The following is a 24,154-nucleotide window of genomic DNA, read 5'->3' as shown; positions in this document are numbered from 1 at the left end:
ATTATGGGTTACTCGCCGCAATCACCGGCAGCACAAACTGCCATGCCGGATTCGTAGGCTCCTGATGTTCCTTTCTGACAATTTCGTCAAATTTTCTCAGCATTTCCGGGTGTTTGGCAGCGACGTCGGTAGTCTCGCTGCGGTCCGTCCGGAGATTGAAAAGCTGCCACGGGTTGCCCGGGTTTTTGCGCAGGTCGGTTTTGACGGCCTTCCAGTCGCCCATGCGGATGGCGATCTGGCCGCCTTTTTCGGGGTATTCAAAATAGAGGTAAGGATGCTTTTGCTGCCGGTTGGTCTGTCCTAACAGCTCGGGCAAAAAGGAGATGCCGTCGGTAGGAGGCGTGGGCTGGCCTGTTAGTTCGGCCAATGTGGCTAAAAGGTCGAACTGGGCGGAGATGTGGTCGCTTACCCGTCCCGGCTTGATCTTTCCGGGCCAACGCGCGATGAACGGCTCGCGGACACCGCCCTCGTAAACATCCATTTTCAGGCCGCGTAACCCGGCCACGCTGTTAAAGAATTGCGGATTTACACCACCGTTGAAAGTGGCGCCATTATCGCTGCTGAACATGACAATCGTGTTTTCGTCCAGGCCCAGGGCTTTCAGTTTGTCCAGAATAATACCGACCTGATCGTCCAGGAAGGTTACCATCGCTGCGTAGGTCGATAGCGGATACTTCGTAGAGGCATAACCCTTTTCGCCGTAATAGGGCTTTTCATCAAACTGCCCTACGTATTTCCGAATATACGCCTCCGGTGCTTGCAGCGACACGTGCGGGATCGTGTAAGGCATATACAGGAAAAATGGTCCGCTTTTGCTCCGTTCGATAAATGCCAGTGCCTTTTCGGTCATTTTTACGGGCGCATATTCCTTGCCTTTGAAAGAATCGAAATCGGCGTCGGTCGCAGTGGCGGGGTCCAGCTTGCGGTGAACATCCTGCCAGGGCTGCGCCAGGGTGTCCCAGCGATCATTTTCCCACAAATGGGAGGGATACAGGTTATGCGCCTGTTTTTGATCGAGGTAGCCGTAGTAGTAATCGAAACCTTGCCGGCTGGGTGTGCCTTCGGTGTTATTCATGCCCATGCCCCATTTGCCGGTGAGAGCGGTCGCATAGCCTTTTTGTTTCAGGAGTTCGGCCACGGTGAATTCGGAAGCGGGGAGCGGCATTTGTCCGCGTTCTTCATCGTCGCGGAATGTGCCGAGTTCGTGGTTTCCGCGTATCGCCGAATGCCCCGCATGCTTGCCCGTCATGAGCATTGCCCGCGCAGGAGCACACACGGGCGTACCTGTGTAATGCTGCGTGAAGCGGATGCCCTCTTTAGCTAGCCGGTCGAGGTTGGGCGTCTTGATCTTTTGCTGGCCGTAGCAGCCGAGTTCTCCGTAACCGAGGTCGTCGGCATAGATGTAAATAATGTTAGGGAGGGTGTTCTTCGACGGCTTGGCTTTTTGGGCCGTCGCAGCGTAGGTAACCGACAATGTCAGCAAGAAAAGGTTCAGCAGTTTCATTCAGGTATGGTTTGGATTTAGAGGCCGGGAATTTAACCAAAATTTAACCACACGGACCGGGAGTGATTCGAAAATATACCTTGCTATATTTGTCGCCGTATTTAATGCTAAACCCATATGTCTGAAAAAGCCAATCCCGGAAAGAATAAGAAACCGGGCATATTCAGCTTACTGGCTCCATACAAGGGGTTAATCATCCTGCTCCTCCTGTTTGCATTGCTGAGCAACGGCGTGAACCTGTGGCTCCCCAAGCTGGTAGCCGACGGGATCGATGATTACACCCGCCAGCGTTTCGACCTCGACGCCATTCTGATGGAGTTTACCGGTGCGGTGGTTTTCATATTTGTGTTTGCATACCTGCAAAGCATTATCCAGACTTATGCCTCCGAAAAAGTTGCCCGCGACCTGCGGACGAAACTGGCAGACAAAATCTCGAAACAAAGTCACGCATTTATCGAAGAAACTACCGCGGCGAAGTTGCTAACCAATCTTACCGCCGATATTGATTCGATCAAAATGTTTGTGTCACAGGCTATTGTGGCCATTGTTTCGTCATTATTCCTCATTATTGGCGCGAGCGTATTGCTGCTTAGCATTAACTGGAAACTCGGCTTGACGGTACTCGCTATCATTCCCATTATCGGGGGGATGTTTGCCATTACTTTGAAGAAAGTCCGCACATTGTTTGTACAAAGCCGGGAAGTCATCGACTGGCTCAACAAGATCATCAACGAGAGCATCCTTGGTTCTGCGCTGATCCGGGTGGTGAACTCCCAGCAGCTTGAATACGTCAAATTCCTGGAAGCGAATACCAAAGCGAAGGGCTTCGGGCTGGCCATTCTGAGCCTTTTTGCCGGGCTTATACCTGTTGTCCAGTTTACGGCAAACCTTTCCATGCTCACGATCCTCGTGCTCGGCGGGCATTTTGTGATCGAGGGCGATATGACTTTGGGAAGTTTCGCGGCATTCAACAGCTATTTGGGGATACTGATTTTCCCCATCCTGGTCATTGGCTTTATGAGCAATGTGATCGCGCAGGCCACCGCTTCCTATGATCGGATTTCCACAGTCCTGAACATGGCCGACCCGGTGCCGGGCGGCAGTTCGACGGAGACGCTGCGCGGGGATATCAGCCTGGAACAGGTAACGGTTCGCTACGGCGAGAAGCCGGCGTTGAAGGACGTCACTTTTTCGGTCAATGCAGGTTCGCGCATTGCGGTAATCGGTCCGACGGCCGCCGGGAAAACGCAGTTGCTCTATTTGCTGACCGGCCTCATCAAGCCGCAGGAGGGGCGTGTTGCTTTCGACGGGCATCCGATCGATTACTACGACAGCGAGTCGTTTCACCGTCAGGTAGGCTTTGTTTTTCAGGACAGCATCATTTTTAATATGAGCATCCGCGAAAACATCGCATTCAGTACCACCGTTACGGACGAATCCCTGCAGAAGGCGATCGATACCGCCGAACTGACTTCATTCATACAAACCTTGCCCGACGGGCTAGATACCATCGTGTCGGAGCGCGGCGCGAGCCTTTCCGGCGGGCAGAAGCAGCGCATTATGCTTGCGCGGGCATTGGCCATGAACCCGAAAGTGCTCCTGCTCGACGATTTTACGGCACGGGTGGACAATACGACCGAAAAGAAGATCCTGGCGAACGTGGAGCGGAATTATCCGGGTATCACGTTGATTTCCGTGACACAGAAAATCGCAGCCATCGAGCATTACGACCAGATTGTGGTGTTGATGGAGGGCGAACTGATCGGCTGCGGCACGCACGACGAGCTGATGCTGACGAGCCCCGAGTATGTGCAGATTTTCAATTCGCAACAAAGCACGAGCAACTATGAACTACGATCTTAACAAACTTTCGGAGAAGCAACAGAAAACCTCCACGCTGAAGGCGCTCAGGAAGTTGCTGAAATTGATCGCACATGAGCGGGGCAACCTGGCGCTGGCGCTCGGAGCGATTACGCTGAATACGGCCGTGAACCTGGGCGGCCCGTACCTGATCGGCCACGCGATCGACCGGTACGTGGTGACGAAGCAGTTTCATGGGCTGCTGGTCTTCGGGGGGATTTTGCTGGCGATGTACCTGCTCGGCCTCGCGACGGCCTACACGCAGACTAAACTCATGGGCGGAGTGGGGCAGCGCCTGTTGTTTACGCTTAGAAATGCCATTTTCAATAAGTTACAACAGCTGCCGGTTGCATTCTTCAACCAAAACAAGGCAGGCGACCTGATTTCACGCGTCAATAACGACACCGACAAGTTGAACCAGTTCTTTTCACAATCGCTGATGCAGTTTGTGGGAAGTATTTTTACGATGCTCGGTGCCGGTATTTTCTTGTTGGTGATTAATGTAAAACTTGGCTCCGCGGCCCTGGCGCCGGCCGTGCTGATCCTGATTTTTACTGTCGTGCTGTCGCCCTGGGTGAAGGCTGCCAATGCCAAAAACCTCAAAAATACCGGTGCGCTGAGTGCCGAGATCCAGGAAAGTCTGAACAACTTCAAAGTCGTGATCGCATTCAACCGGCGCGACTATTTCCGGCAGCGTTTTCAACTGGCCAACCTCGAAAACTACCGCACGGCTATTCGTGCGGGCCTGGCCAACAATATTTTTCTGCCTACCTATTCCTTCTTTTCCAATATCGCCCAGCTCGTGGTGCTCACGTACGGCATTCATCTGATCAGCATTGGGGAATTCAGCGTCGGGTTATTGGTGAGTTACCTGGCTTATGCGGTCAATTTTTATAACCCGTTGCGGCAATTGGCCGCGTTGTGGACCAGTTTTCAGGTAGCTATGGCAGGCTGGGACCGCATTTCACAAATACTAGCATTGGAAACCGACCTGATACCTGCGGCCGAAAAGCCGCGAGAAGCGAACGGTGCATTGCTGGAATTCCGCGACGTACGTTTTGGTTATGACAGCCGCGAAATTCTGCATCAGGTCAATTTTAAGCTGGAACGGGGCAAAACCTACGCGTTGATCGGTCCGACCGGCGGAGGAAAAACCACCACGGCTTCGCTCATTGCGCGCCTGTACGACCCGCGCGAAGGGACGGTGTTGCTCGACGGTCGCGATATCCGTAGCTATTCGCCCGAAGAAAGGAGCCGTAAAATCGGCTTCATTTTGCAGGAACCATTCCTTTTCTCCGGCACAATCCGCGAAAATATTCTTTATGGTAACGACCAGTTGAAAGAGTATTCCAATGATAAGCTGGAACAGGTGATCCGCAGTGCCAATCTGGGGGAAATACTCGCGTTGTTTGAAGACGGGCTGGAAACGAAGGTTTCGGCAACGGCCGACAGCACCAGCCTGGGACAAAAGCAGCTCATCGCTTTCATGCGTGCCGTGCTGCGCAGCCCCGAGCTCCTGATCCTCGACGAAGCCACCGCCAACATCGACACCGTCACCGAAAAACTCCTCGGCGACATTCTGAAACAGCTTCCCGAATCGACCACGCAAGTGATCATCGCCCACCGCCTCAACACGATCGAAAACGCCGACGAGATCTTCTTCGTCAACTCCGGCGAAGTAAACCGCGCCGGCTCGCTGGACCACGCTATGGGAATGTTGTTGAAGGGGAACAGGGCTAGTTAGGCGGTGACGGGCGTGTCCTCCAACAACACCCACATCGCCTCCCTGCAAATCTTTTCCGCGTCGATCATCGGCAGGAAACTTTCATGCGAGCAGAAAGAGAAATCCATCCTGCCGGCAAAGGTACTTACGACGAGGGTGTTCGGGTTACGCCATGGGAATCCTACGGAGGGACTGTGGATAGCGCGCACATGGAAGTTATTGTAACTCACCGGAATGTCCAGCACACCCATATTGGAGATCGTAATGTCGTGGCTGCCTTTGGTGGAACGCATATGCCGGAGTAATGCGCCGGTAGAATTGTGGAAATACTCGGTAATGAACATCATTTCGGCTGCATTCACTTTTTCGGCTTTCTCAACCAGCGCTTGCTTCATGCTCCTGGCTTCGGCCCAAAAGTCGTTCTGTGCATCTTTTTGAGTCAACGAAAGCTCCACTATCGGGGCAAATGCAAACAGATGATCCCGGCCGATAGCGGGTAGGTAACGTCGGATGTCCACGGGGCTGATAACCTTGTTCCGGGAAGCTTTCCCTTTCACCGACTGGTGTGCGAGTAACGAAGCCGTGCACAATGCCGCCTGGATCGTCGTTTTTTCCGCCTTGCATTTTCTGACCAGCGCGCTGGTTGTTTCCTTGTCAAGGGTATGCGTGAGGAAATAGTAATTTCCCTCGTGTGGCGCAGGTTTTGGGTTCAAAATGGTAAAAAGGCCTTTCGCCAGTGCCGAAAAAAGCTTTCCTTTCCAGTGGATCATCCGGCTGTCGCTGATCGACGCGGGCACAAGGGAATCGACCGATTGAAAGCCTTCATAAGGTTCCAGGTCCATTTCAGGATTGTCGAGCAGGAGCAGAAGCTCACGCATGAGCGTTACGAAGCCCGAGCCGTCGCAGACGCAATGCGGGCATACCAGCAGCAGATCGGAGACGGTTTCCGATCGCAGCCATATCAGCCGTGCAGCCGGGTCTTTCGTGAGGTCAAACGGCCTTTCCCATTCGGAAAGACTTATTTCCTCCCATTGAATGTCGGATGTCCGTTCGATTATATCAACGGGGATAGAGGGAATATTCGGATTGGTAACAAATGTTGGGACATTTGTCTCGTTTCTGCTGACATTCGAGCGAAGCAACGGATGCCGGTTTTGAATTTTTGCAAGCGCGCTGTTGAGTTGCGGTTCGGAAAAATGTCCTTCAACAGTTGCAGTAAAAACGCAATTCACGGGTGCGAGCCCGTCGGCGTACATAATACGCTCTCCGACAATCATTTGTCTGTTCATTTCAAATCCGGGATATTAAGGGGTTTAGGTTCTAATAGGTGCTTTCTAAGCAGTTTCATCGCCGTACCGATGATGAATTCGGCGTCCTGGCGGGCAATGTATTTTTCTTCGGAGTGAAATGCGAAATCCATGCGTCCGCGGAATGTCGATACCGATACTTTCGAGGGGTTGCCCATCGGGAACCTCGAAAGCGGGCAGTGCACTTCGGCGACACTGAGTGCCCCGTAAGTTTCATTCAGCGGAATGCGGCCGATGTTGGCGAATGCGAAATCGTGGCCGCCTTTTCCGGCTTTGGCATATTTAATGCTACGCGGATAAAGCGGTACAAGGTATTCGCTGAAAAGCAGTAGCCGGGCCGCGTCGGTCTTCTCGAGTTGTTTATGCAGGCGCGCTTTCAACGCGTTGGCCTGTTCGCGGAATCCGCTTTTGTTCTTAGGCGTTTCGAGGCCTACCATCGACGGGAACGGGAACAGGTGATCTTTTTCAATTTCAGGTAAAAACCGGCGCATATCGACGGATGCGAACATTCTGCCGCTTGTACGCACATTGCCGGCCTGCTCGAATGCACGCATAAACACGAGGATCAGTGCGGTATTGAGGTGAATGCCTTTTTCTTTGCAAACCGAAAGCAAAGTGGCCGTCTCTTCACTGCTGAGCTTCCAGCGGATAGTGTAAAAACGGTCTTTTACCACTTCTTTCATGCCTGATACGGCCAGAAGGAAGATCCGCGTAATGCCGGCGATAGTCCTGCCCGCAAGCCTGTTGAAGAGATTCTGCCTGACGGCCGCCGGTACCAAAGTTTCGGGTGAAAACGCCGGGTAGGGGCGCAGCTCGGTTGCCGGGTCGCTGAGGCATTCAAGCAGTTCGCGCATGATGGTCATGGCTGAGGTAGCGTCGCCTATGCAATGGTGGCAGACTACCAGCAGCTCCGAAACCTGTTCGGAACGTACCCAGGCAACCCGCGCCAGCGGGAGATCGGTTTGGTTAAATGGTGTGTCCCATTCCGCCTCTGCTTCGTCGACCCAGGTTTCTTCGGAAAGCCTGTCGACAATCCGCAGCGGAATGGGTAATATAGAGCCGGACGTCACATACCATGGAATACCTTTGGCATCGGTTTCCATAGTAACGTTCAGGAAAGGATGTTTTTGCTGGATTTTCCGCAATGCGCCGAGCAACTCAGCTTCCTCGATCTCCCCCGCTAATTTTACCGGAAATACCACATTCACAGGCGTGTCTGCGCCTGCATACATGGAAGCTTCCAGAAAACCCAACCTTCTTTTCATAAGCGCACAGAATCTGGCATGGCTACGGTTTCAAAAAGGATTTCCATGGCTTTTTCTCTGATTTGCAAGGCAATAGCCCTGGGCATAAATTCCTGGTTTGAAACAAACGAGAAATCCATCCGGCCATTAAATGTGGTCGTTATGATGGTATTGGGGTTCGCAAACGGACCGATTACCGTCGGGCTGTAAATGGTTTCGACTGTGAAATTCCGGTATTGCGTGGGAATATCGAGCTTACCCATGTTGGAAAACATAAAGTCGTTGCCCACTTTGGCATAAGTCAGAAACCGGCGCAGCTTGTGAACCGAGCCGTGCGACGCTTCCATGATCATCGTAAATTCATAAGGGTTCAGCTTCGCCATCTGTTTGGAAACATGGGTTTGAAGGGCTTTGGCTTTTTCCCAGAAACTTGCTCCAATGGATTGCTGAAGGCTGATATTCAAAGCTAATCCGTAGGAAAAAAGCATGTCGCGCTTCACCTCGGGCATGTAGCGGCGGATATCCACCGGGCAGGTAGCCTTACCATGTGCTCCGGTGCCATTTACGGCTTTAAAAGCTTCCATCAGTGCGAGTCCGATGGCGGTATTGACTGTCACCCCTTCTTTTTTGCAATGGGCAAATAGCGCTTTCGACTGTTCGACACCCAGCTTCCAGTTGATCAGATAGTCGCTCGAACGCGGGGCAGGTTTCTTTTTTTTGGAAATAAACCATGAACCCAAAGACAACCCGACACTAACCAACGCAGCCGAAAGCTTCGCCTTGAAGCGGTTCCGGCCATTGTTCAGTATTTCGGCGGGGACCAGCTCGCGAATGCTTTGAAAGGCGGGAGCCTTCCCGATTTCGGCCCGTGGGTCATCCAGCAGCACCAACAGGTCGGAGAGCAGCGCCACGCCCGAGCCGCCATCGCACATGCAATGGTGAAATGCCATGATGAGGTCCGAGACGCCGGCCGAGCGTATCCAGGTGATGCGGAGCAATGGGCCATGGGCTATGTCAAACGAGGTTCCGAGTTCGTATACGGTCTCGCGGTTCCAATCCTCGTCGCCAATTCGTTCCACGATTCTGAGGAGGATAGGCGAGGGAGCGGGTGGTGTGTGAAAATACGGTCGTCCAAGGGCGTCGGTGCCGATGGCGGTTCGTAACATGGCGTACTTTTCCTGCAAGCGGGCGAGCGCGCCGGTGAGCTGCCGTTGATCGATCGCGCCGTCGATTTTAAGCGCATATACCCCGTGGAATGGCTCGGTACCGTCACCCAAAAGCACCCGTTCAAGGAAAAGCAGGTTTCGTTTCATTGGTCAGGCGTTTTCGGTAACACGGTTGGCGATCGCAAAATCTTCGAGCAGTGAAACAGCCTTGGCATTACCGCCCGCAGCATTGAACGTATCACGGATATGTTGCGCCGCGGTGCGGTATTGCGGATTTTCGAGCAGTTCCCGCATCGCGTTTTTTACATCGGCCACACGCAACCTCTTATATCTGACTTTAATTCCGCAGCCCGCATTTTCGATCAATGCGGCGGTGTGGAAATGGTCGTAAGCAATGGGGGTAATGAGCATCGGCAGGCCGCTCATGAACGTGTCGTTCACGGTATTGAACCCACCATGACAGATCACCGCGTCCATTTTGGGGATGATATCGGCCTGAGGCACAAAACCCTGCACAATAAAGTTCTCCGGCCATTCGTCGATAACCGAGGGGTCGGTAGCCGCCACGATCGTAATGGGCTCGTTACCGAAAGCCTCGATCAGTTTCAGAAAAAACTCCTTGCGGATATCGACCAGTAAAGTGCCCAGGGATACGAATACCTTGGGTGTAACAGCTTTTTCGAGCCGCTCCCAGTCGAACGGGGTGTCGTTGGGCCGTCCTTTCACCGGACCTACAAATTTCATGTGCGGATCCGGCTCCGGAAATCCCGCGAATTCTTTGGAGGTGAACACAATATTCATTTCGTGCGAATGGATCACAAACTCGTCGGTATAAATGCCGAGCTCGCGTTGCAAGCCTTTGATCAGGTTCTGCTGCCATTCGAAAATCTTGGGAGCGGAGTTGGCGGTGTCGCCCATGACATCCGGTGGCACGGGGGTGGTCGTCACGCAGGGGATGCCCTTGAGATGTGCTACCAATGCCCCGGCGAAGGTAATGCAGTCGTTCACGATCACGTCGGGCTGGAAGTCGTCGGCCACGCGCGATACGCCCGGGACCATGATCCGCGCGAACGGAATATAAGTTTCTTCCAAAGCGAGTTTCATCACTTCGGGGCCGGACAGGGAAGGACCGTCGTCCTGACGTTTCAGGATGCGCACGATCTCGTCCTGGTAAGGCGCAAGTTGCGCTTCGGGAAGAATGTACTGTCCGCCTTCGGGAATGTGCTTGTCGGCAAGGGGGATCAGGCCCGTCCATGCTACGTCATGTCCGTTGGCGATGAGGCTTGCGCCTACGCTGAGTGTGGGACTGATATGTCCGAAAAAAGGGGGTACTACAAAGAGGAATCTAGCCATTATGCAAGACTTTAAGGGGTATCTGATCAAGCCACTGTGCTGCGGTTCGGGTGCCGCCAGCCTGCTCGAAGGAGCCCTGGATACGTTGAGCCGCGAGCCGGTAACCCGGTTCGTTTAATATATCGTTGACCGCATTTTTGAGGTGCGGCGCTTTAAAGCGGTTGAAATTGAGCCTTACCCCGCATCCGTTCGCTACCACGCGCCCGGCTACGTGCGACTGGTCGTACGCGATGGGGATCACCACCAGCGGTAACCCGTTGGATAATGCCTCCGAAACGGTATTATGGCCCGCATGACATACCACGCCGTCGAGATGCGGCAGCAGTTCAAGCTGCGGTATGCGTTGTTGTACCAAAAAATTGGAGGGCCACGACTCGAACAGCGTTTCATCCGACACCACTACGACAAATATTTCTTCGCCGCCAAACGCTTCGATCACTTTGGCAAAAAAGTCCTTTTTGAACTGGTGATCGAATGTGGTACCGATGGAAATCAGGATTTTAGGAGCGGTTTGCGCCTTCAATTTCTCCCAGTCGAAATCAATCCCGGCAATGCGGTTGCTGATTACGGGGCCGGGAAAGCGGTAGTAATCCGGCAGCTCCATCTCTCCGAAAAATTCCCTTGAAGTGAAAACGAGCGTCAGTAGCTCCGAGGTCGCCAGCGATTTGTCGCCTTCGATGCCGAGTTCCTGTTGCAGCCCCAGGATCTGTTTGACCTCCCATTCGTGGATTTTGGGCAAATCTTCCATCATTTTCACAGCTGCCGGAGCTGTTACTGACGTGGCGTAGGGAATATCGAGCAAATGCGCCGCCATTCCGCCGGCAAATACCTGGTGGTCGTTGATCACGACGTCGGGTTGCCAGCTTTGCAGGAGCTGCATGATGCCGTCGAACATGTAGCGGTTGAGCGGTACGAGCACTTCTTCGTACAGGAATTTGATGCTCTCGATGCCGTACACGTTCTTTTTGGTGATAATATCGAGGTATTCGGCGTTAGCCTGCTTTTCGGAATCGTCCTGATTGTAGCGAATGGTAAGCAACTGGCCGCCAACAGGCAGTTTTGCCTGCAATTGCTCGTCCAGACTGATCCAGGCTACCTCATGACCTAGCGCCAGGAGTTCCGCGCCTACTGAGAGGGTCGGGTTGATGTGGCCGGTCAGCGGCGGGACGATAAAGGCGTATTTTGGCATTTTGCGGTTTTAGTATCGGTCGTTTGGGTGGTTCAGCGCCGTGGGCATTTTACTGGTGTTGTGCCGGGCATTTTACTGTTTGGTGCCGGGACATCTTCCTGATTTAGTGCCGGGCATTTTACTGGATTTGTACCGGAGCATTTATCCGGGTTAGCGCCGGAGCGTTATTGCTTTTTAGCACCGTCCCCGGACTAAAGTCCGGGGTCATGGATTACGCCCTCTTTTGTTCATTATCGTACCTATTACCGTTGGCTTCAGCCAACGGGTAAAGAAGCCGGTTCGAGAAATTTTTCCAGTTCCTTTCCTACTACCTCCGGTTGCTGGACGGGCACGTTGTGATCGCCCGGAGCAAGCACGAGCGTGGCGTTCGGGATTCTCGAAGCCAGCGTGCGGCCGGAAGGTACGCAATTGGATTCTTCCCCATAAATCAATAGCGTCTCGTGCTGGATTGTCGCTACCGAAGGATCATTGAAAAAGTTCTTTTCCCCCTCCATATCCGACCGGATGGAAGTTTCATTGAACAGAAACTCATACATCCGGTGGTTCTTTTCCAACTGCCTTTTGCCAGCCAGCAAGCGAGTGGTATCGGCGAAATTTTCGATGTAGTGGATCAGGAATTCCTTGCTGTACGTGTCGATGATCGCAAGGACCTCCTGTTCGCTGGGGTCCGGCCCCTCGATAATTGCCAGCTTGCCGACGCGCTCCGGGAAACGGGTCGCCATTTTCAATGCCACCAGTCCGCCGTAGCTGTAACCCGCCAGATGTGCCTTGTCGATGCCGAGCGTGTCCATCAGGTCGCGGAGGTCGTTGGTCATCGAGGTAAGGTCGTAGCCGGTTTGCACTTTTTCGCTCATGCCATGGCCCTTCATATCGAACAGCACCACGCGGAAATGCTTTGCGAGCATGGGCGCGATATTGAAATAATACACGGCGAGGTTACTGAACATCCCGTGGACCATGATGATCGTTTCCTGGCCTTCCGGGTTCAGTTCCTGCACGTGCATGCGGACATTGGGCAGGTTGATTACTGGCATTCCTGAATGTAATTGATGATGTTTTCGAGTTTCAGCTGGATGATCTCGTCCAGGTCCATGTTCGACAGCCAGCCGGTGAAATCGATGTTCGGGCCAAAATGATTTTTGACTTTTTCCGAGAATGCGACGATTTCGATGCTGTCCATTTCAAGGTCTTTGGTAAATGAGCTGGCGGGCGTAATATCCATTTCCTCCACGAACTCCTCGCCGATCACCTCGGTGATGAATTGGTTCAGGGTTTCAAAAATCTCCTCTTTGCTCAGCTTGTTTTCCTGTATCAGTTGGTCCATCCGATGATGTAATTAAAATGTTTGATAGTATTGATCCATGTATTCTGAATGCGCAATGCACCCTCCTTAATCTCCTCAATTTGATAGGCTCTCGGGTTACCCATCAGCCCTTTTCCGAGCATTTTGCCGAATGCTTCCTTGGCTACCCAGCAGCGCGTCATCCACTCTTCCTGATCGCGCCCTTCGAGCAAAGCCAGTTCGGCTGCGGTGAAAACGATTTCCGTAAAACCTGCGCTTCTGGGCTGTATCTCCTCAATATCGATCCCTACGGGACCCTTTTCGCTGGCAATGGCTACGGCTTCAAGGTTCTTATGCGCCAGTGAAATGTGGACGCCGGCGGTCATCGTACCTTCGAGGAAAGGTTTCCCCACCTCGTCGGACCGTATTTCAAATTCGATCGGGAAGTAAGCCTCCTTGCGTGCGCGCAGCAGGAGCATGCGCGCGGCATCTTTGGCAGCCACCCGGCTGATCATCCATTCCTTCTTTTTATTAGGCATCAGGCTCCGCTGGTGCCGTTTTTCCGGCTGGTTGAAATACCTTTTTAAAATGAAATCCCATGAAACAACGCGTTGGTAGGCATTGCGGAAAAGGAATACCCCGGGTGCCACTTCGTCGGACAGCACGTTCTGCAACGGGGCCATCGATACGTTCCAGAGCTTGTCGTCGATTTCCAGGCGGCGGTTCTGCCAGCCACGGATGATCGACCAAACTTTCCCGTCGCGTTTGAGGATGAAATCGGCGGTGGCGAACTCGTCTGTGAGTTCGGTCAGGCGGCAGGTGCATTCGAAAATGCCGGCCTGGTCTTCCATTTCGCCGTAAAATTCGACCTCATTGATTTTCACCGGGAATGCAATGCGGTCTTTGGTCAATGTGAGTTGCAGCCAGAGGCCAAAGAGCTGGCCTGCATTATCCAGCAAAGAACCTTTGCCGGCATCACCGGAAATGAGGCCGGTAATCCCGTTTTTAGCCACACTTTTCACCTCCCGGATTCCCTGGTAGGCGGGTCCGTGGAACATATTCTCGCGGTAAATCTGCTCGGGGGTAATAGTGATGCCAAGCGGTTCACCAATGTCGTAGCCATTCGTTTCAGGCGTGCCTTTCGTTTCGGAAAGCTGCACTTCGGCGTTGGCATATTTGTCCAGGTCAAGGTACACGCGGGACGGGCTTTTCCACTCACCGGTAACTGTTTCGCGAAACGGCTCCACCACATTCATCCATTGAAATACCTTGATCGCCATGATCTTCTGCACACGCAGCTCGGGTGCCTGCTCGCGGGCGATGTCGCCGAAGACTTCGAAAATCATGGTCATCGGGATCACGGGGTCCATATCCTCCACACAATGCCAGTTGGGCTTTTGTTTCAGGAGCGAATGGTCGATGAGCCACGGACTGTTTTGCAAAGAAATGTCGAGCTGTTTTTTGAATGGGTGCCGTTGCTTAGGCAAGCTCTGTGAAGGTTGCCTGAGGGCCTCAGACTGGTTCACTGTCCGGTCTGCGGGTGCCGCATGCCGCGTAACAGGCAACGCTGCCGGCCGGTTGCGGAACAGGTCAGCCAATTCCGCCCGCACCTGGGCGATTTCGTCCATGTTCGCGGACAATGCCTTCATCACCGGATGCGCCACATCGTCCAGTGCGAGCTCTTTTTTCGGCTGGGTGAATGTGATTTTCTTCAATGAATCCAGCTGCGTCACAAACGGCGAGCCAAGTTGCAGCTTCATGGGTTTGCGTGGCGCTGTTTGCTGTGTTTCGATGCCCATGAATGCGAGGTCGATATTTTGGCCTTCTGCAAACAATGCGGCCATCACGCGCTGAATCTGCTGCAAGCCGCCGCGGATAGGGACATTCGAAGCGATCGCGCTGTATGGCTTGCCTTTCAAGGTATCGTCCACAAAGCCTACCAGCCCGCCCGAGCCAACCTGCACGAACATGCGCACATCGCGGGCATACAGCTTATCGATCAGTTCGCGGAAGCGCACCGGTTTTACCAAATGCTCTACGCTTAGAGAGCGGATTTCATCGAATGATTCGGGGTAAATGTCCAGCGTGGTAGCCGACCATAGCGGAATGGTGGTCGGCTGAAATTCCATGGTCTCGAGGCCGTCCAGTATCCGGTCCAGCTTATCCTTCACGAAGGGTGAGTGGAAGCCGGACTGGAACGGTAGCTGCTGATGGAAGATTTGATGCGTGCGCAAAATGGCCGAGAAATCTTCGACCGCCTCGATCGTACCGCAGAGGATCACCTGCTGCGGACAGTTGTCGATGGAGAGGTAAATATCCCGTTTGCCTTCCAGCCATGGTTTCAGTTGATCATATCCACAGCCTACCGCCAGGAACTTGGTGTTTTTGACTTCAAATAGTTCCGGGTTCAGTCGGGTAAGCAGTTGCAGTACAGATGTTTCCGAAGCCAATCCGGAAGACCGCCCCGCGAGCCATTCGCCGAGGCTGTGGCCTGCATTCATATCGGGTATTATCCCCAGTTTCTTGATGGCGGAGTCGAGAATCCTGCTCTTTTCGAGCAGTTTCATAGCGGTATTGAAAACCGTTTGTTCGTCGCTGGCTTCGCTGGCTTCGAAGCGGGGGAGATTAAAGAAATCCGCCACGCTGTCGATTTCGCCTCCCGCGAGCCCATCGAGGCCCGGGAAGAGGAATGCGGTTTTGCCGCCGTTGGCAAGCAGGGGCTCGTTGGTATACCAAATGTCCTGCTTGTTCCGCCAGATATTGTTTTTGGTCGCGATTTTAATGGCCTTTGCCATGCGCTCCGGAGTTGGGTCGAAAACGGCCACCCGATAGTTGCCCGAGCCGGTCTCTTTTTCGCCGGTTTCCAAGGCCGCGATCAGCGCTTCGTGCGTGGGGCGCGCGAGAAGTAAAACTTCGTCGCGAGCCGGGACATTTGTGTTGTTGCCAGATACACTGATTGCACTGTTTTTGGGACTTTTGTCCCAGCCTTCCAGGACAACGTGCGCATTAATTCCGCCAAATCCGAATGCATTCACACCCGCATAGCGCGGTAAACCCGACTGATTCCAGTCGGTAAGGCGCTTCACTGGTTCAAAACGCGTATCTGCCAGCGCTTCCACCGGTTCCTCGCAATGCAGGGTAGGGGGAAGTTCGCCGTGATATAACGCCAATACGGTTTTGATCACCCCCGCGATGCCTGCCGCAGGCATTGCATGCCCGATCATCGATTTGACGGAGCCGATTCCGGCCTTGATACCGCCATTTTGCGGCCCGAATACGCTTGCAAGTGTTTCCAGTTCCGTTTTATCGCCCAGCGGAGTGCCGGTACCGTGCGCTTCGAGGTAGCCGATCTGGTCGGTGCTGATGCCGGCCATTTCCCAGGCCTGGCGAATGGCTTTCACCTGCCCGTGCACGGTAGGGCTCATTACGCTCGCACCCGCACCATCGCTCGACACGCCTACGCCCTGGACCACAGCATAAATGCGGTCGCCGTTGGCAATCGCATCGGAAAGTCTTTTTAATACTACAAAACCACAACCCTCGCCGATGAGCAGGCCGTCGGCACGCTGGTCGAAGGGTCTGATCTGCTGGTTTCGGGACAATGCGCCCAGTTGGTGGAATATACTCCAAAACGGTGCATTCTGGCAGGCATGCACCCCACCGGCGATCATCATATCGGCCCGGCCGGAGTTGAGTTCCTGCACCGCGTGGTCGATCGCGAGCAACGAACTCGCACAAGCAGCATCGAGGGTGTAAGCGGTACCGCCGAGGTCGAGGCGGTTCGCTACCAGCGAGGCGGTGAGGTTTGGAATGAGCCCCATGGCCGTATCGGCCGAAAAACGGCCTTTTTTCTGCTGGAACTCGCTTTTGATCTTTTCTAAATCCTCGCTCTTAAGATCGGGTAGAATGCTCTGCAGTACTTCCACGATCTGCTGTCCCGTGCGCACGATCTCGATCGCACGCGTAGCGCCCGGGCCTGTGTAGTTGCCTTTGCCGATGATAATGCCTGTTTTGGCAAAATTGGCGCCATTGCTGCGGCAGCCGTTGCTGAATGCGCGGGCATCCACCAATGCCTTATGGGCAAGGCTTAATGTGAGCAGTTGCTCGGGCTCGGTACCTTCCACAGCCAGGGGTAAAATACCGAACTGGATCGGGTCGAACTCGGCATAATCGTCTATAAATCCGCCGCGGCGGCAGTAAAACCGGTCCACCGCTGCGGGAGCGGCCTGCGTATTTCCTTCGAAAAACAGGCTACCCATCCGGCTTTCGGGCACGGTTTCAATCGCATCCACACCAGCACGGATATTTTCCCAGAAGGCGTTTAAATCGCCCGCCCCCGGAAAAATACCCGACATACCGATGATGGCTATATCTGCATTTCTTTTCATGATGGTCACAAGTTGTTCAATGCGTCTCGCTCACTATTCGGCCATGATCAATACCTGGCTTTCGGTACCATATTTCAATTCATTGACAAATGTTTCCATGCCGTCGCCGAGCGGGATCAGCGGGATGCCGCGGCGTTCGTATTCTCTTTCGAGCGATGGCGATACCATGCCGGTACCCTTCCACGGGCCCCAGTTAATGGCCGTCACCTTGCCTTTGATCTTCTTGCGCAGTTCCCAGGCATATTTGTCGAGCACGCTGTTGGCTGCGGCATAGTCGGTTTGCCCGCGGCTGCCGTACACCGACGCTACGCTCGAAAACAGGGTTACGAATTGTACATCGTCCTTCAAATGCTCGGCCAGCACACGCAACGGCGTTACCTTGGTCGACATTACCCGCTCGAACGATTCCGGTGTTTTCTGGTGGAACAGCTTGTCTTCGAGTAGTCCCGCGCCGTGGATCACGCCATCGATCCTGCCATATTGGGTGTACAGACCTTCCACCATCGCGATCAGCGCCTTTTCATCGCGCAAATCCATAGAATGGTAGGTTACCGTCGAACCATTGGCTTCGAGGGCCGAAATGGTGCCCAGGATCTGGTTCGCTTTGTGTATTTCTTCCGTTTTCTTCTCGATTTCAGCGGGCGTTTTCAGTTGCCCTGAGGCGATCAGACGCTTGCGGATTTCCTCCTTGTTTTTTAACCCTGCCAGCGACTGGTCGGCGCGGGAGCGGGGATCGGCGGAACGGCCTACGAGCACATAATTACACGGGTAGTCTTTCGAGAACCGCACGATCAGTTCAGCGGTAATGCCTTGTGCGCCGCCGAGCGCGAGTATCACCGATTTTTTGTCGAGATGAATGTCCGGATCGGCACCAGTCTGGATTTCAGAGCGGATCATTTCCATGGTCTGCCGTTTGCCGCCTTCGTAAATTACCTCGCAAGGCTCGTCGGTGTGCAGGATTTCCGCTAATGTAATTTCCGCTATCTGATCGGCTGAAAGTTGTGAGGTAAAGCTCACCAGCCGGCATTTGGTCTCTTCATATTCCTTGTCGAGGCTCTTCAACAAGCCCGCGTAGCCCTGGAAGTGGCGCAGGAGCTTCACGTCGGTATCTTTATCGAGAGCGCTCTGGGTGTCCGATACGGTGTAAATCCATTTCACTTTGCTGAAATCCAGCTTTTTAATGAGCGAGAACGATTCGATGATCGTTGGTTTCAGGCGGGAAGTGAAAATATTGAGGATGATCAGCCCGTCGAAGCCTTGCAGGGAATCGTCGGGTGAAATAATGCTTACTTCCGCTCCATTCCGCTCGAACAGCGCCTTCACGGAGGTGGCTACTTCTCCGGCATCGTCGGTGACTGCAAAGCGTTTGCCGTTCAGTATCGCAGGGTTCAGCGCCGGGATCACCGACGGCGTCAGCTCGAACCGGAGGCGGGACAGTTTTTCGTTTAATACTGCTTTAGGTGCAGGTGCCACATGCAGGCTTTCCGCTTTTTGAATGGAATCCTGTGCGCCTCCGAGTGCTTCCGACAGCCAGTCGATCAGCCCGTTGAGTGTTTTAATGGACGCCAGTTTTTCAACGAGTTCTTCGCCGCGTTCCTGGTAGATCTGGATCAGGCCGTCGATATTGTTTTTGAGCTCGCCGATAATCTCCATGCGCTTGATGGAGTCGATGCTCAGGTCGGCTTCCAGGTCCATATCCATGCCGAGCATTTCCTGCGGATAGCCGGTTTTGGCACTCACCGCATCCAGCAGCACGGATTTAATGCGGCTTTCCGACCATTCCTCGATCACGCCGTCCTGGGTAATCGACAGCTTGCTCAATGGTACATCGGCCGTGTTTTGCGAAGCTGCCGGAGCGGTCGCCTGCTGCTGATGTTCGGTAATCCAGTTGATCAGTAAATTCAGTGTCTTAATGGCCGCCAGCTGCTCAATCACCGTTTCTTCACTCTGCTGACCCGCTTCGAAGCCGCCGAGCTGCTTGCGCAATTCGCCGATGATTTCCATGCGTTTGATGGAATCGATGCTCAAATCTGCTTCCAGGTCCATATCCATGCCGAGCATTTCCTGCGGATAGCCCGTTTTATCGCTGATTACCTGCATTACCAATGCTTTCACATCAATCACCGCTTTCGCAGGTGAGTGAGTTGCGACAGGTTGTGCATCCCTTGTGGCCTTCTCAATCACAATGGGTACAGGTGCAGGCGTATTGGCGGCGAGTCCACCCAATGCAGGCTCGTAAATCTCGATATTCCGCGATGGCGGCACCGACTGGCCCAGATAGCCCAATACCACATCGCGTTGCGCCTGAATGAGGTATTTTACACTATTGAGGTATTCGTGAACAACACGTTCGGCTTCGTTAGGCGCACCGACAGAAGTGGCTGTGGCAGCCGGCTGCTGGAACGCGGCCAGTTTCAACGGCTCGGTTACCGGTAATGCACCGTGTTCGGGCAGTTTGCCGTGCAGCGGAAGCGCCATTTGCCCGTCGACCAGCCAGGTAGTAATCGTTTTGCGGTATTGTTCCGGCTTGTCGAGGTCGAGTACGCGGGTGTCGCGGTCTTCGAACAGCTTATTAAAATCGATATTCCTGCCGGTGGCGACATAGCCAGCCAGGGTGTGCAGCAATTGCACGATGCCCGGCTGGTCTTTATCTTCGGTGTGGAGACAAATTTCTTCTTTACCTAAAATCGATTTGGTAAGGCCTGTAAGCACTTTGCCGGGGCCTACTTCCACGAAAATGCGGGCGCCGTCTTGATACATCTGTGCGACTTCTTCCGAGAAACGGACCGGTCTCACAAGGTGATCGGCCAGACGTTCCTTGATAGCTTCGGGCGAAACAGGGTATGGGGTCGCGGTGGTATTCGACCAGACCGTCAGGGTAGGTTCGCTGAATTCCACACCTTTCAATACCGCGGCATAAAGGTCTTTCGAACCTGCCAGAAGCGGGCTGTGGAATGCGCAAGCGACTTCCAGCTGGCGGAAAGAAATTTTCAGTTCGGCCAGTTTCGCGGTCAGTTCGGCGATAGCAGGCGTGGTGCCTGCGAGTACCCACTGGCGCGGTGAATTGTGGTTCACCGGATAAATATGGTTGATCTCCGACACAATGCGCGTCAGTTCGTCTTCCGGGCAATTGACGGCCACCATCGCTCCATTGTCGTCGCCGATCGCGTCGAGAATGGATTTTGCGCGCTTTTCGCTCAGCGGGACTAGTTGGCTGTCTTCAAACACACCCGCGAAGCACAATGCAGGCAATTCACCGTAGCTGTGTCCGGCGACCATGTCTGGTTGTATGCCAAAATCTTTGAGCAGTTCTGCAATCGCGAGGTCAACTACACCTAGCAATGGCTGGGCAAGACGGGTATCCTTGATCCGCTCTTTCTGAACTTTCGCCGACTGCTCGTCGAAAACAGCGTCGGGGAAGATAATCTGTTGGTAGGAAGGATGTTTTTTCAACAATTTCCGCATCGCTGGGAACGCCACGAACAAATCGCGCGCCATATCCACGCGCTGGCTACCCTGGCCGGGGAACATGAATGCAACCTTACCGGCAGCTGCTTTGGTATAGTAAATTCCTTTCGCTCCCCCAGATGCCGCCAGGCTTTGCCTGGCATCAGAAAGCGCCACATTTAGCTTGGCTCGTGCATCGGCGTGATTTTCAACCACAATACAAACCTGTACGGGCTTTTCGCTGTACAGATTCAGGCTGTTCGCTACATCCCGCAGTGCAACCGATTCATTTTCGAGAATGTCATGCGCTGCTTTCAAAAGCTTCTGCGCCTCCGCAAATGTTTCCCCGCGGAAAACGAGTAGCTCGGCAGGCCACGCCTTCACCGACTTCTTCGGCTTTTTGGCGGAAGCGCTTTCGATAACAGCATGGAAATTTGTTCCTCCGAAACCGAATGCGCTGATCCCCGCAACCCGGCGGTTGTCGGTCCACAGCGCGGGCTTGGTCTGGAATGCAAACGGGCTGGTTTCCGGATTATAGTAAGTGTTTGGCGTTTTCAGGTTAATGGTCGGCGGCTTGATCCCGTGGTACACGGCCAATGCAGCTTTCATGAGGCCCGCAAGGCCTGCGGCGCATTTGGTATGGCCGATCTGCGTTTTCACGGAGCCTAAATGCGTCTGGCTGGTCAATGCGCCCGAGGCCAGCATCATTTCAGTCAATGCGCTGAGCTCGGTTTTGTCGCCTACGACCGTGCCTGTGCCATGTGCTTCCACAAGGCCTAGCTCGGCAGGTGAAATGCCCGCCTGGTCGTAAGCGCGTTCCAGTGCTTTCACCTGGCCCGATTTACGCGGAGCAGTAAGGCCCAGACTCTTGCCGTCGCTTGAACCGCCTACGCCTTTGATGACGGCGTAGATCGTGTCGCCGTCGCGTAATGCGTCTTCTTCGCGTTTCAGTACTACCATCGCTACACCTTCACCCAGGGCAATGCCGTCGGCTTCGGAGTCGAATGTGGCGCAACGGCCCTTGCGAGAGAGCGCGTGAGTGCTGGAGAACATCAGATAATCGTTGATCCCGTTGTGCAGGTCGGCGCCGCCGGCGAGGACCATTTCGGAGCGGCCCAGTATCAGTTCCTGGCAAGCCAGGTCAATGGCGGCGAGCGACGAGGCACAGGCCGCGTCGACGGTATAATTGCGTCCGCCGAGGTTCAGGCGGTTGGTAATGCGGCCGGAAATGACGTTCGCCAACACACCGGGGAACGAATCCTCGGTCAGTTTAGGCAATGCGTCGTCCAGTTCTTTGGGGATTTCTCCAAAAAACTGAGTGAAAAGCGAGCGGAAACCGTAGTTGTTCGCCAGGTCGTTACCGCCTTCGGCACCGATGATCACCGATACGTTATCGCGGTTTGTGTCCGCGCCATAACCCGCATTGTCGAGCGCCTGCTTTGCCACAAGCAAGCTTAGCAGCTGGGTAGGGTCGATCGCCGCCAGTGATTGCGGCGGAATGCCGAATTCTACCGGATCGAAATCGATTTTTGGAATAAAACCTCCCCATTTCGAATGCGATTTGCTGCCATCGGAAACGGTGGGATCGTAGTACAATGCCTTGTTCCAGCGGTCGTCAGGGACTTCCGTCACCCAGTCTTTGCCCGCCAGGATATTGCCCCAGAACTCTTCAATATTGCGTGCGCCGGGATAAATACAGGCCATTCCAACGATCGCCACATTCAGCGCTTTCTTCTTTCTTCTTGGCGGTTTCGGCAGGTTAGCCTGGCCGATATATGCATAATTGCCGGTTGCGACATCTTCGTGCAACTCGTTCATCGTCATGATTTTGTCGAGCATTGCGGCGGCCTGGCCGATCATGTACATGCCGCGGCTCATCTGCTCTTCTTCCCCGATTTCTATCAGGTTATTGGCTTGCCTTTCAATGCCTTTGGCCGCAATCCGCAACCGGCCGACATTGAGCTTTTCAAGCTCGGCCCATATTTCCTTTTTATCCAGGCCCGCTTCTTCCATTCTCGCCTTTTCCGCATTGAAATCAGCTGCGAAAGGAGATTCCAGGCAGCGGGTTTCATGCCCGGGAGCGGTTTCGAGCAGTACCGTTTCGGTGTGCTCCAAAGCCTGCGCCTGGAACTGCGGCAGAATGGCGCCCGTAGCGACGGCCTCCTGCGTGTACAGGTAAGCGGTACCCATCAAAACGCCGACTTTCATGCCGCGCGCGGTCAGTGGCGCAGCCATAACGGAGATCATCGCAGCCGAAAATGCATCGTGGATCCCTCCGGCGAAGAACACTTCGAGTTGCTCGGTCTGCTCTTCCTGTAAAAGGCGGTTGATCTGTTTTTCCCAAAGCACAAAGCTTGAAAGCGGCCCTACGTGCCCACCGCATTCGCGCCCCTCGAAAATGAACCGTTTGGCACCTTCTTTGAGGAACATGTCGAGCAATGGGGCTGAAGGTACGTGCAGGAATGTCTTGATACCCAGCTTTTCCAGTGGCTTCGCCTGCGAAGGGCGGCCACCGGCGATCAGCACAACGGGCGGCTTCTCCTCGGTAATGTAGGCAAGTTGTTCTTCGCGAAGTTCGGCGTCCGCGAAACCGAGGATACCGACGCCCCAGGGCTTGTCGCCTGCGAGTTCGCGGGTTTCACGGATCAGGTTTCGGGCCTTTTCACCTTTCAAGAGCGACAAGGCTACAAAAGGCAGGGCGCCGGCCTCAGCAACCGCCGCAGCGAACGCGGGCACGTCGCTGACGCGTGTCATAGGGCCTTGTGCAATAGGGTAGTGTGTGCCGAGCGTCTGCGCCAGTGCGTTGTGCGCCGCTAGTGGATTGAGGTGTTTGGCTTGCCGTAGATGGCCGTACATAGCCTCTTTAAATGCAAATACGAGCCGCGGAAGCTTTTTATATTGTTTGAAAAGGTCGGTACCGATGGCAATGTCCTGTCCCATGGGAATATAACCCTGGTCGAGGTCCAGTGTGTGCAGGAATGGGCGCAGGTCCGCGCGAACAGGTTGCGCGGGTAATGCGGGCGAGTTCGGGCGTACAAGTACACGGAAGCCGTCGATTATGCGCGTCTCATTCCCGTTGAGTTTCTCGCTGATGGTTTTGAGCGAAGCAGGCGCCGAACATTCCGGAAAAGGGAGCAGCTGGCTGTCGAGCACTACGCCGCGTCCGCCGAGGGCCGTAACCGCCGCCGCATTGTGGACGCCGATCCCGCCTTGCACCCAAACGGGGATGTCTCTAACCTCCCTCATTATACGTTGAAACAAAATAAAGGACGAATCGCTGCTCACCAGACCGGCTCCTTCGTTGCCTTTGGCGATGATACCCGCCGCACCGGCTGCTTTCGCTTCTTTTGCTTCGACTACGCTGCGGACCTGGAAGATGATTTGAATGGAATGGGCAGGATTAGGAAAAGTCAGACCATATGGTAGAATTGCTAGTTTAACTTGTTCGGGTAAAGGGATCGTGAGCGAAGTATTCTCGGAGTAACATACGCCAAATGGTTTTTTGCTTTTAGCGGCCATTTTTCCCAATGCATTCGTAGCGATTTGTTGATCTCGTCCGAGGTGGATTACCGGGAAAGCTCCGGCTTCCGAGAGCGCTAATGCCAGGGCCACATCCGGTCGCTCCATCGGGCCTATACCGATCATTTCCAGATTTTTCATAACGTAGTTCTTTTTAGTAAGTCTCTATAAA

The 24,154-nt window shown here is 53.9% G+C and carries 12 protein-coding genes; 2 read left to right on the top strand and 10 right to left on the bottom strand.

The window, feature by feature from the left end; genetic code table 11:
- Window position 1 precedes the first annotated feature (1 nt).
- A complete protein-coding gene (locus tag J7619_RS03535) occupies window positions 2–1,504 on the bottom strand; it encodes an arylsulfatase (protein WP_291194110.1) in 1,503 nt (500 codons plus the stop codon).
- Window positions 1,505–1,621: 117 nt separating this feature from the next.
- On the opposite strand from J7619_RS03535, the gene J7619_RS03530 reads away from it, so the two are divergent.
- Window positions 1,622–3,367 (top strand): ABC transporter ATP-binding protein, encoded by a 1,746-nt coding sequence (locus J7619_RS03530; protein ID WP_291194108.1) that lies wholly within the window; start codon window positions 1,622–1,624, stop codon window positions 3,365–3,367.
- Window positions 3,351–5,108: an ABC transporter ATP-binding protein gene (locus tag J7619_RS03525; protein ID WP_291194105.1), complete on the top strand. Its 1,758-nt coding sequence runs from the start codon at window positions 3,351–3,353 to the stop codon at window positions 5,106–5,108. The genes J7619_RS03530 and J7619_RS03525 overlap by 17 nt, the downstream gene beginning before the upstream one ends.
- Here the strand turns inward: J7619_RS03525 and J7619_RS03520 are convergent.
- The 9 genes from J7619_RS03520 to J7619_RS03480 all read right to left on the bottom strand — a co-directional run bounded on the left by J7619_RS03520 (window position 5,105) and on the right by J7619_RS03480 (window position 24,123).
- Window positions 5,105–6,376, bottom strand: coding sequence for a condensation domain-containing protein (locus J7619_RS03520; protein ID WP_291194102.1), 1,272 nt, complete (start codon window positions 6,374–6,376; stop codon window positions 5,105–5,107). The two genes, J7619_RS03525 and J7619_RS03520, sit on opposite strands and share 4 nt — an antisense overlap.
- Window positions 6,373–7,659 (bottom strand): condensation domain-containing protein, encoded by a 1,287-nt coding sequence (locus tag J7619_RS03515; RefSeq protein WP_291194099.1) that lies wholly within the window; start codon window positions 7,657–7,659, stop codon window positions 6,373–6,375. Before J7619_RS03515 ends, J7619_RS03520 begins: the two co-directional genes overlap by 4 nt.
- Window positions 7,656–8,951 (bottom strand): condensation domain-containing protein, encoded by a 1,296-nt coding sequence (locus tag J7619_RS03510; protein WP_291194096.1) that lies wholly within the window; start codon window positions 8,949–8,951, stop codon window positions 7,656–7,658. Before J7619_RS03510 ends, J7619_RS03515 begins: the two co-directional genes overlap by 4 nt.
- Before the next feature lie 3 nt (window positions 8,952–8,954).
- On the bottom strand, window positions 8,955–10,157 hold the full coding sequence (locus tag J7619_RS03505; protein ID WP_291194093.1) for a glycosyltransferase: 1,203 nt from the start codon (window positions 10,155–10,157) through the stop codon (window positions 8,955–8,957).
- Complete coding sequence (locus J7619_RS03500) at window positions 10,150–11,346, bottom strand: glycosyltransferase (RefSeq protein ID WP_291194090.1); 1,197 nt, start codon at window positions 11,344–11,346, stop codon at window positions 10,150–10,152. The genes J7619_RS03505 and J7619_RS03500 overlap by 8 nt, the downstream gene beginning before the upstream one ends.
- Window positions 11,347–11,600: 254 nt before the next feature.
- The gene (locus tag J7619_RS03495; protein ID WP_291194087.1) at window positions 11,601–12,380 is read right to left on the bottom strand and encodes an alpha/beta fold hydrolase; all 780 of its coding nucleotides are present in this window, start codon (window positions 12,378–12,380) and stop codon (window positions 11,601–11,603) included.
- Window positions 12,371–12,670 (bottom strand): phosphopantetheine-binding protein, encoded by a 300-nt coding sequence (locus J7619_RS03490; RefSeq protein WP_291194085.1) that lies wholly within the window; start codon window positions 12,668–12,670, stop codon window positions 12,371–12,373. Before J7619_RS03490 ends, J7619_RS03495 begins: the two co-directional genes overlap by 10 nt.
- Window positions 12,658–17,016: a beta-ketoacyl synthase N-terminal-like domain-containing protein gene (locus J7619_RS03485; protein WP_291194082.1), complete on the bottom strand. Its 4,359-nt coding sequence runs from the start codon at window positions 17,014–17,016 to the stop codon at window positions 12,658–12,660. Before J7619_RS03485 ends, J7619_RS03490 begins: the two co-directional genes overlap by 13 nt.
- Before the next feature lie 33 nt (window positions 17,017–17,049).
- On the bottom strand, window positions 17,050–24,123 hold the full coding sequence (locus J7619_RS03480; RefSeq protein ID WP_291194079.1) for a type I polyketide synthase: 7,074 nt from the start codon (window positions 24,121–24,123) through the stop codon (window positions 17,050–17,052).
- Between the last annotated feature and the right edge of the window lie 31 nt (window positions 24,124–24,154).

Origin of the sequence: Dyadobacter sp. (genome assembly GCF_017744695.1) — a bacterium.
Classification (GTDB): domain Bacteria; phylum Bacteroidota; class Bacteroidia; order Cytophagales; family Spirosomataceae; genus Dyadobacter.
Note: the sequence above shows the minus strand (reverse complement) of the source record. Positions and strands in the feature narration are given on the sequence as shown.

Excerpts from the sequence above, each read along its gene's own strand:
- J7619_RS03535 (WP_291194110.1), bottom strand. The coding sequence starts at position 1,504 with ATGAAACTGCTGAACCTTTTCTTGCTGACATTGTCGGTTACCTACGCT.
- J7619_RS03530 (WP_291194108.1), top strand. The coding sequence starts at position 1,622 with ATGTCTGAAAAAGCCAATCCCGGAAAGAATAAGAAACCGGGCATATTC.
- J7619_RS03525 (WP_291194105.1), top strand. The coding sequence starts at position 3,351 with ATGAACTACGATCTTAACAAACTTTCGGAGAAGCAACAGAAAACCTCC.
- J7619_RS03520 (WP_291194102.1), bottom strand. The coding sequence starts at position 6,376 with ATGAACAGACAAATGATTGTCGGAGAGCGTATTATGTACGCCGACGGG.
- J7619_RS03515 (WP_291194099.1), bottom strand. The coding sequence starts at position 7,659 with ATGAAAAGAAGGTTGGGTTTTCTGGAAGCTTCCATGTATGCAGGCGCA.
- J7619_RS03510 (WP_291194096.1), bottom strand. The coding sequence starts at position 8,951 with ATGAAACGAAACCTGCTTTTCCTTGAACGGGTGCTTTTGGGTGACGGT.
- J7619_RS03505 (WP_291194093.1), bottom strand. The coding sequence starts at position 10,157 with ATGGCTAGATTCCTCTTTGTAGTACCCCCTTTTTTCGGACATATCAGT.
- J7619_RS03500 (WP_291194090.1), bottom strand. The coding sequence starts at position 11,346 with ATGCCAAAATACGCCTTTATCGTCCCGCCGCTGACCGGCCACATCAAC.
- J7619_RS03495 (WP_291194087.1), bottom strand. The coding sequence starts at position 12,380 with ATGCCAGTAATCAACCTGCCCAATGTCCGCATGCACGTGCAGGAACTG.
- J7619_RS03490 (WP_291194085.1), bottom strand. The coding sequence starts at position 12,670 with ATGGACCAACTGATACAGGAAAACAAGCTGAGCAAAGAGGAGATTTTT.
- J7619_RS03485 (WP_291194082.1), bottom strand. The coding sequence starts at position 17,016 with ATGAAAAGAAATGCAGATATAGCCATCATCGGTATGTCGGGTATTTTT.
- J7619_RS03480 (WP_291194079.1), bottom strand. The coding sequence starts at position 24,123 with ATGAAAAATCTGGAAATGATCGGTATAGGCCCGATGGAGCGACCGGAT.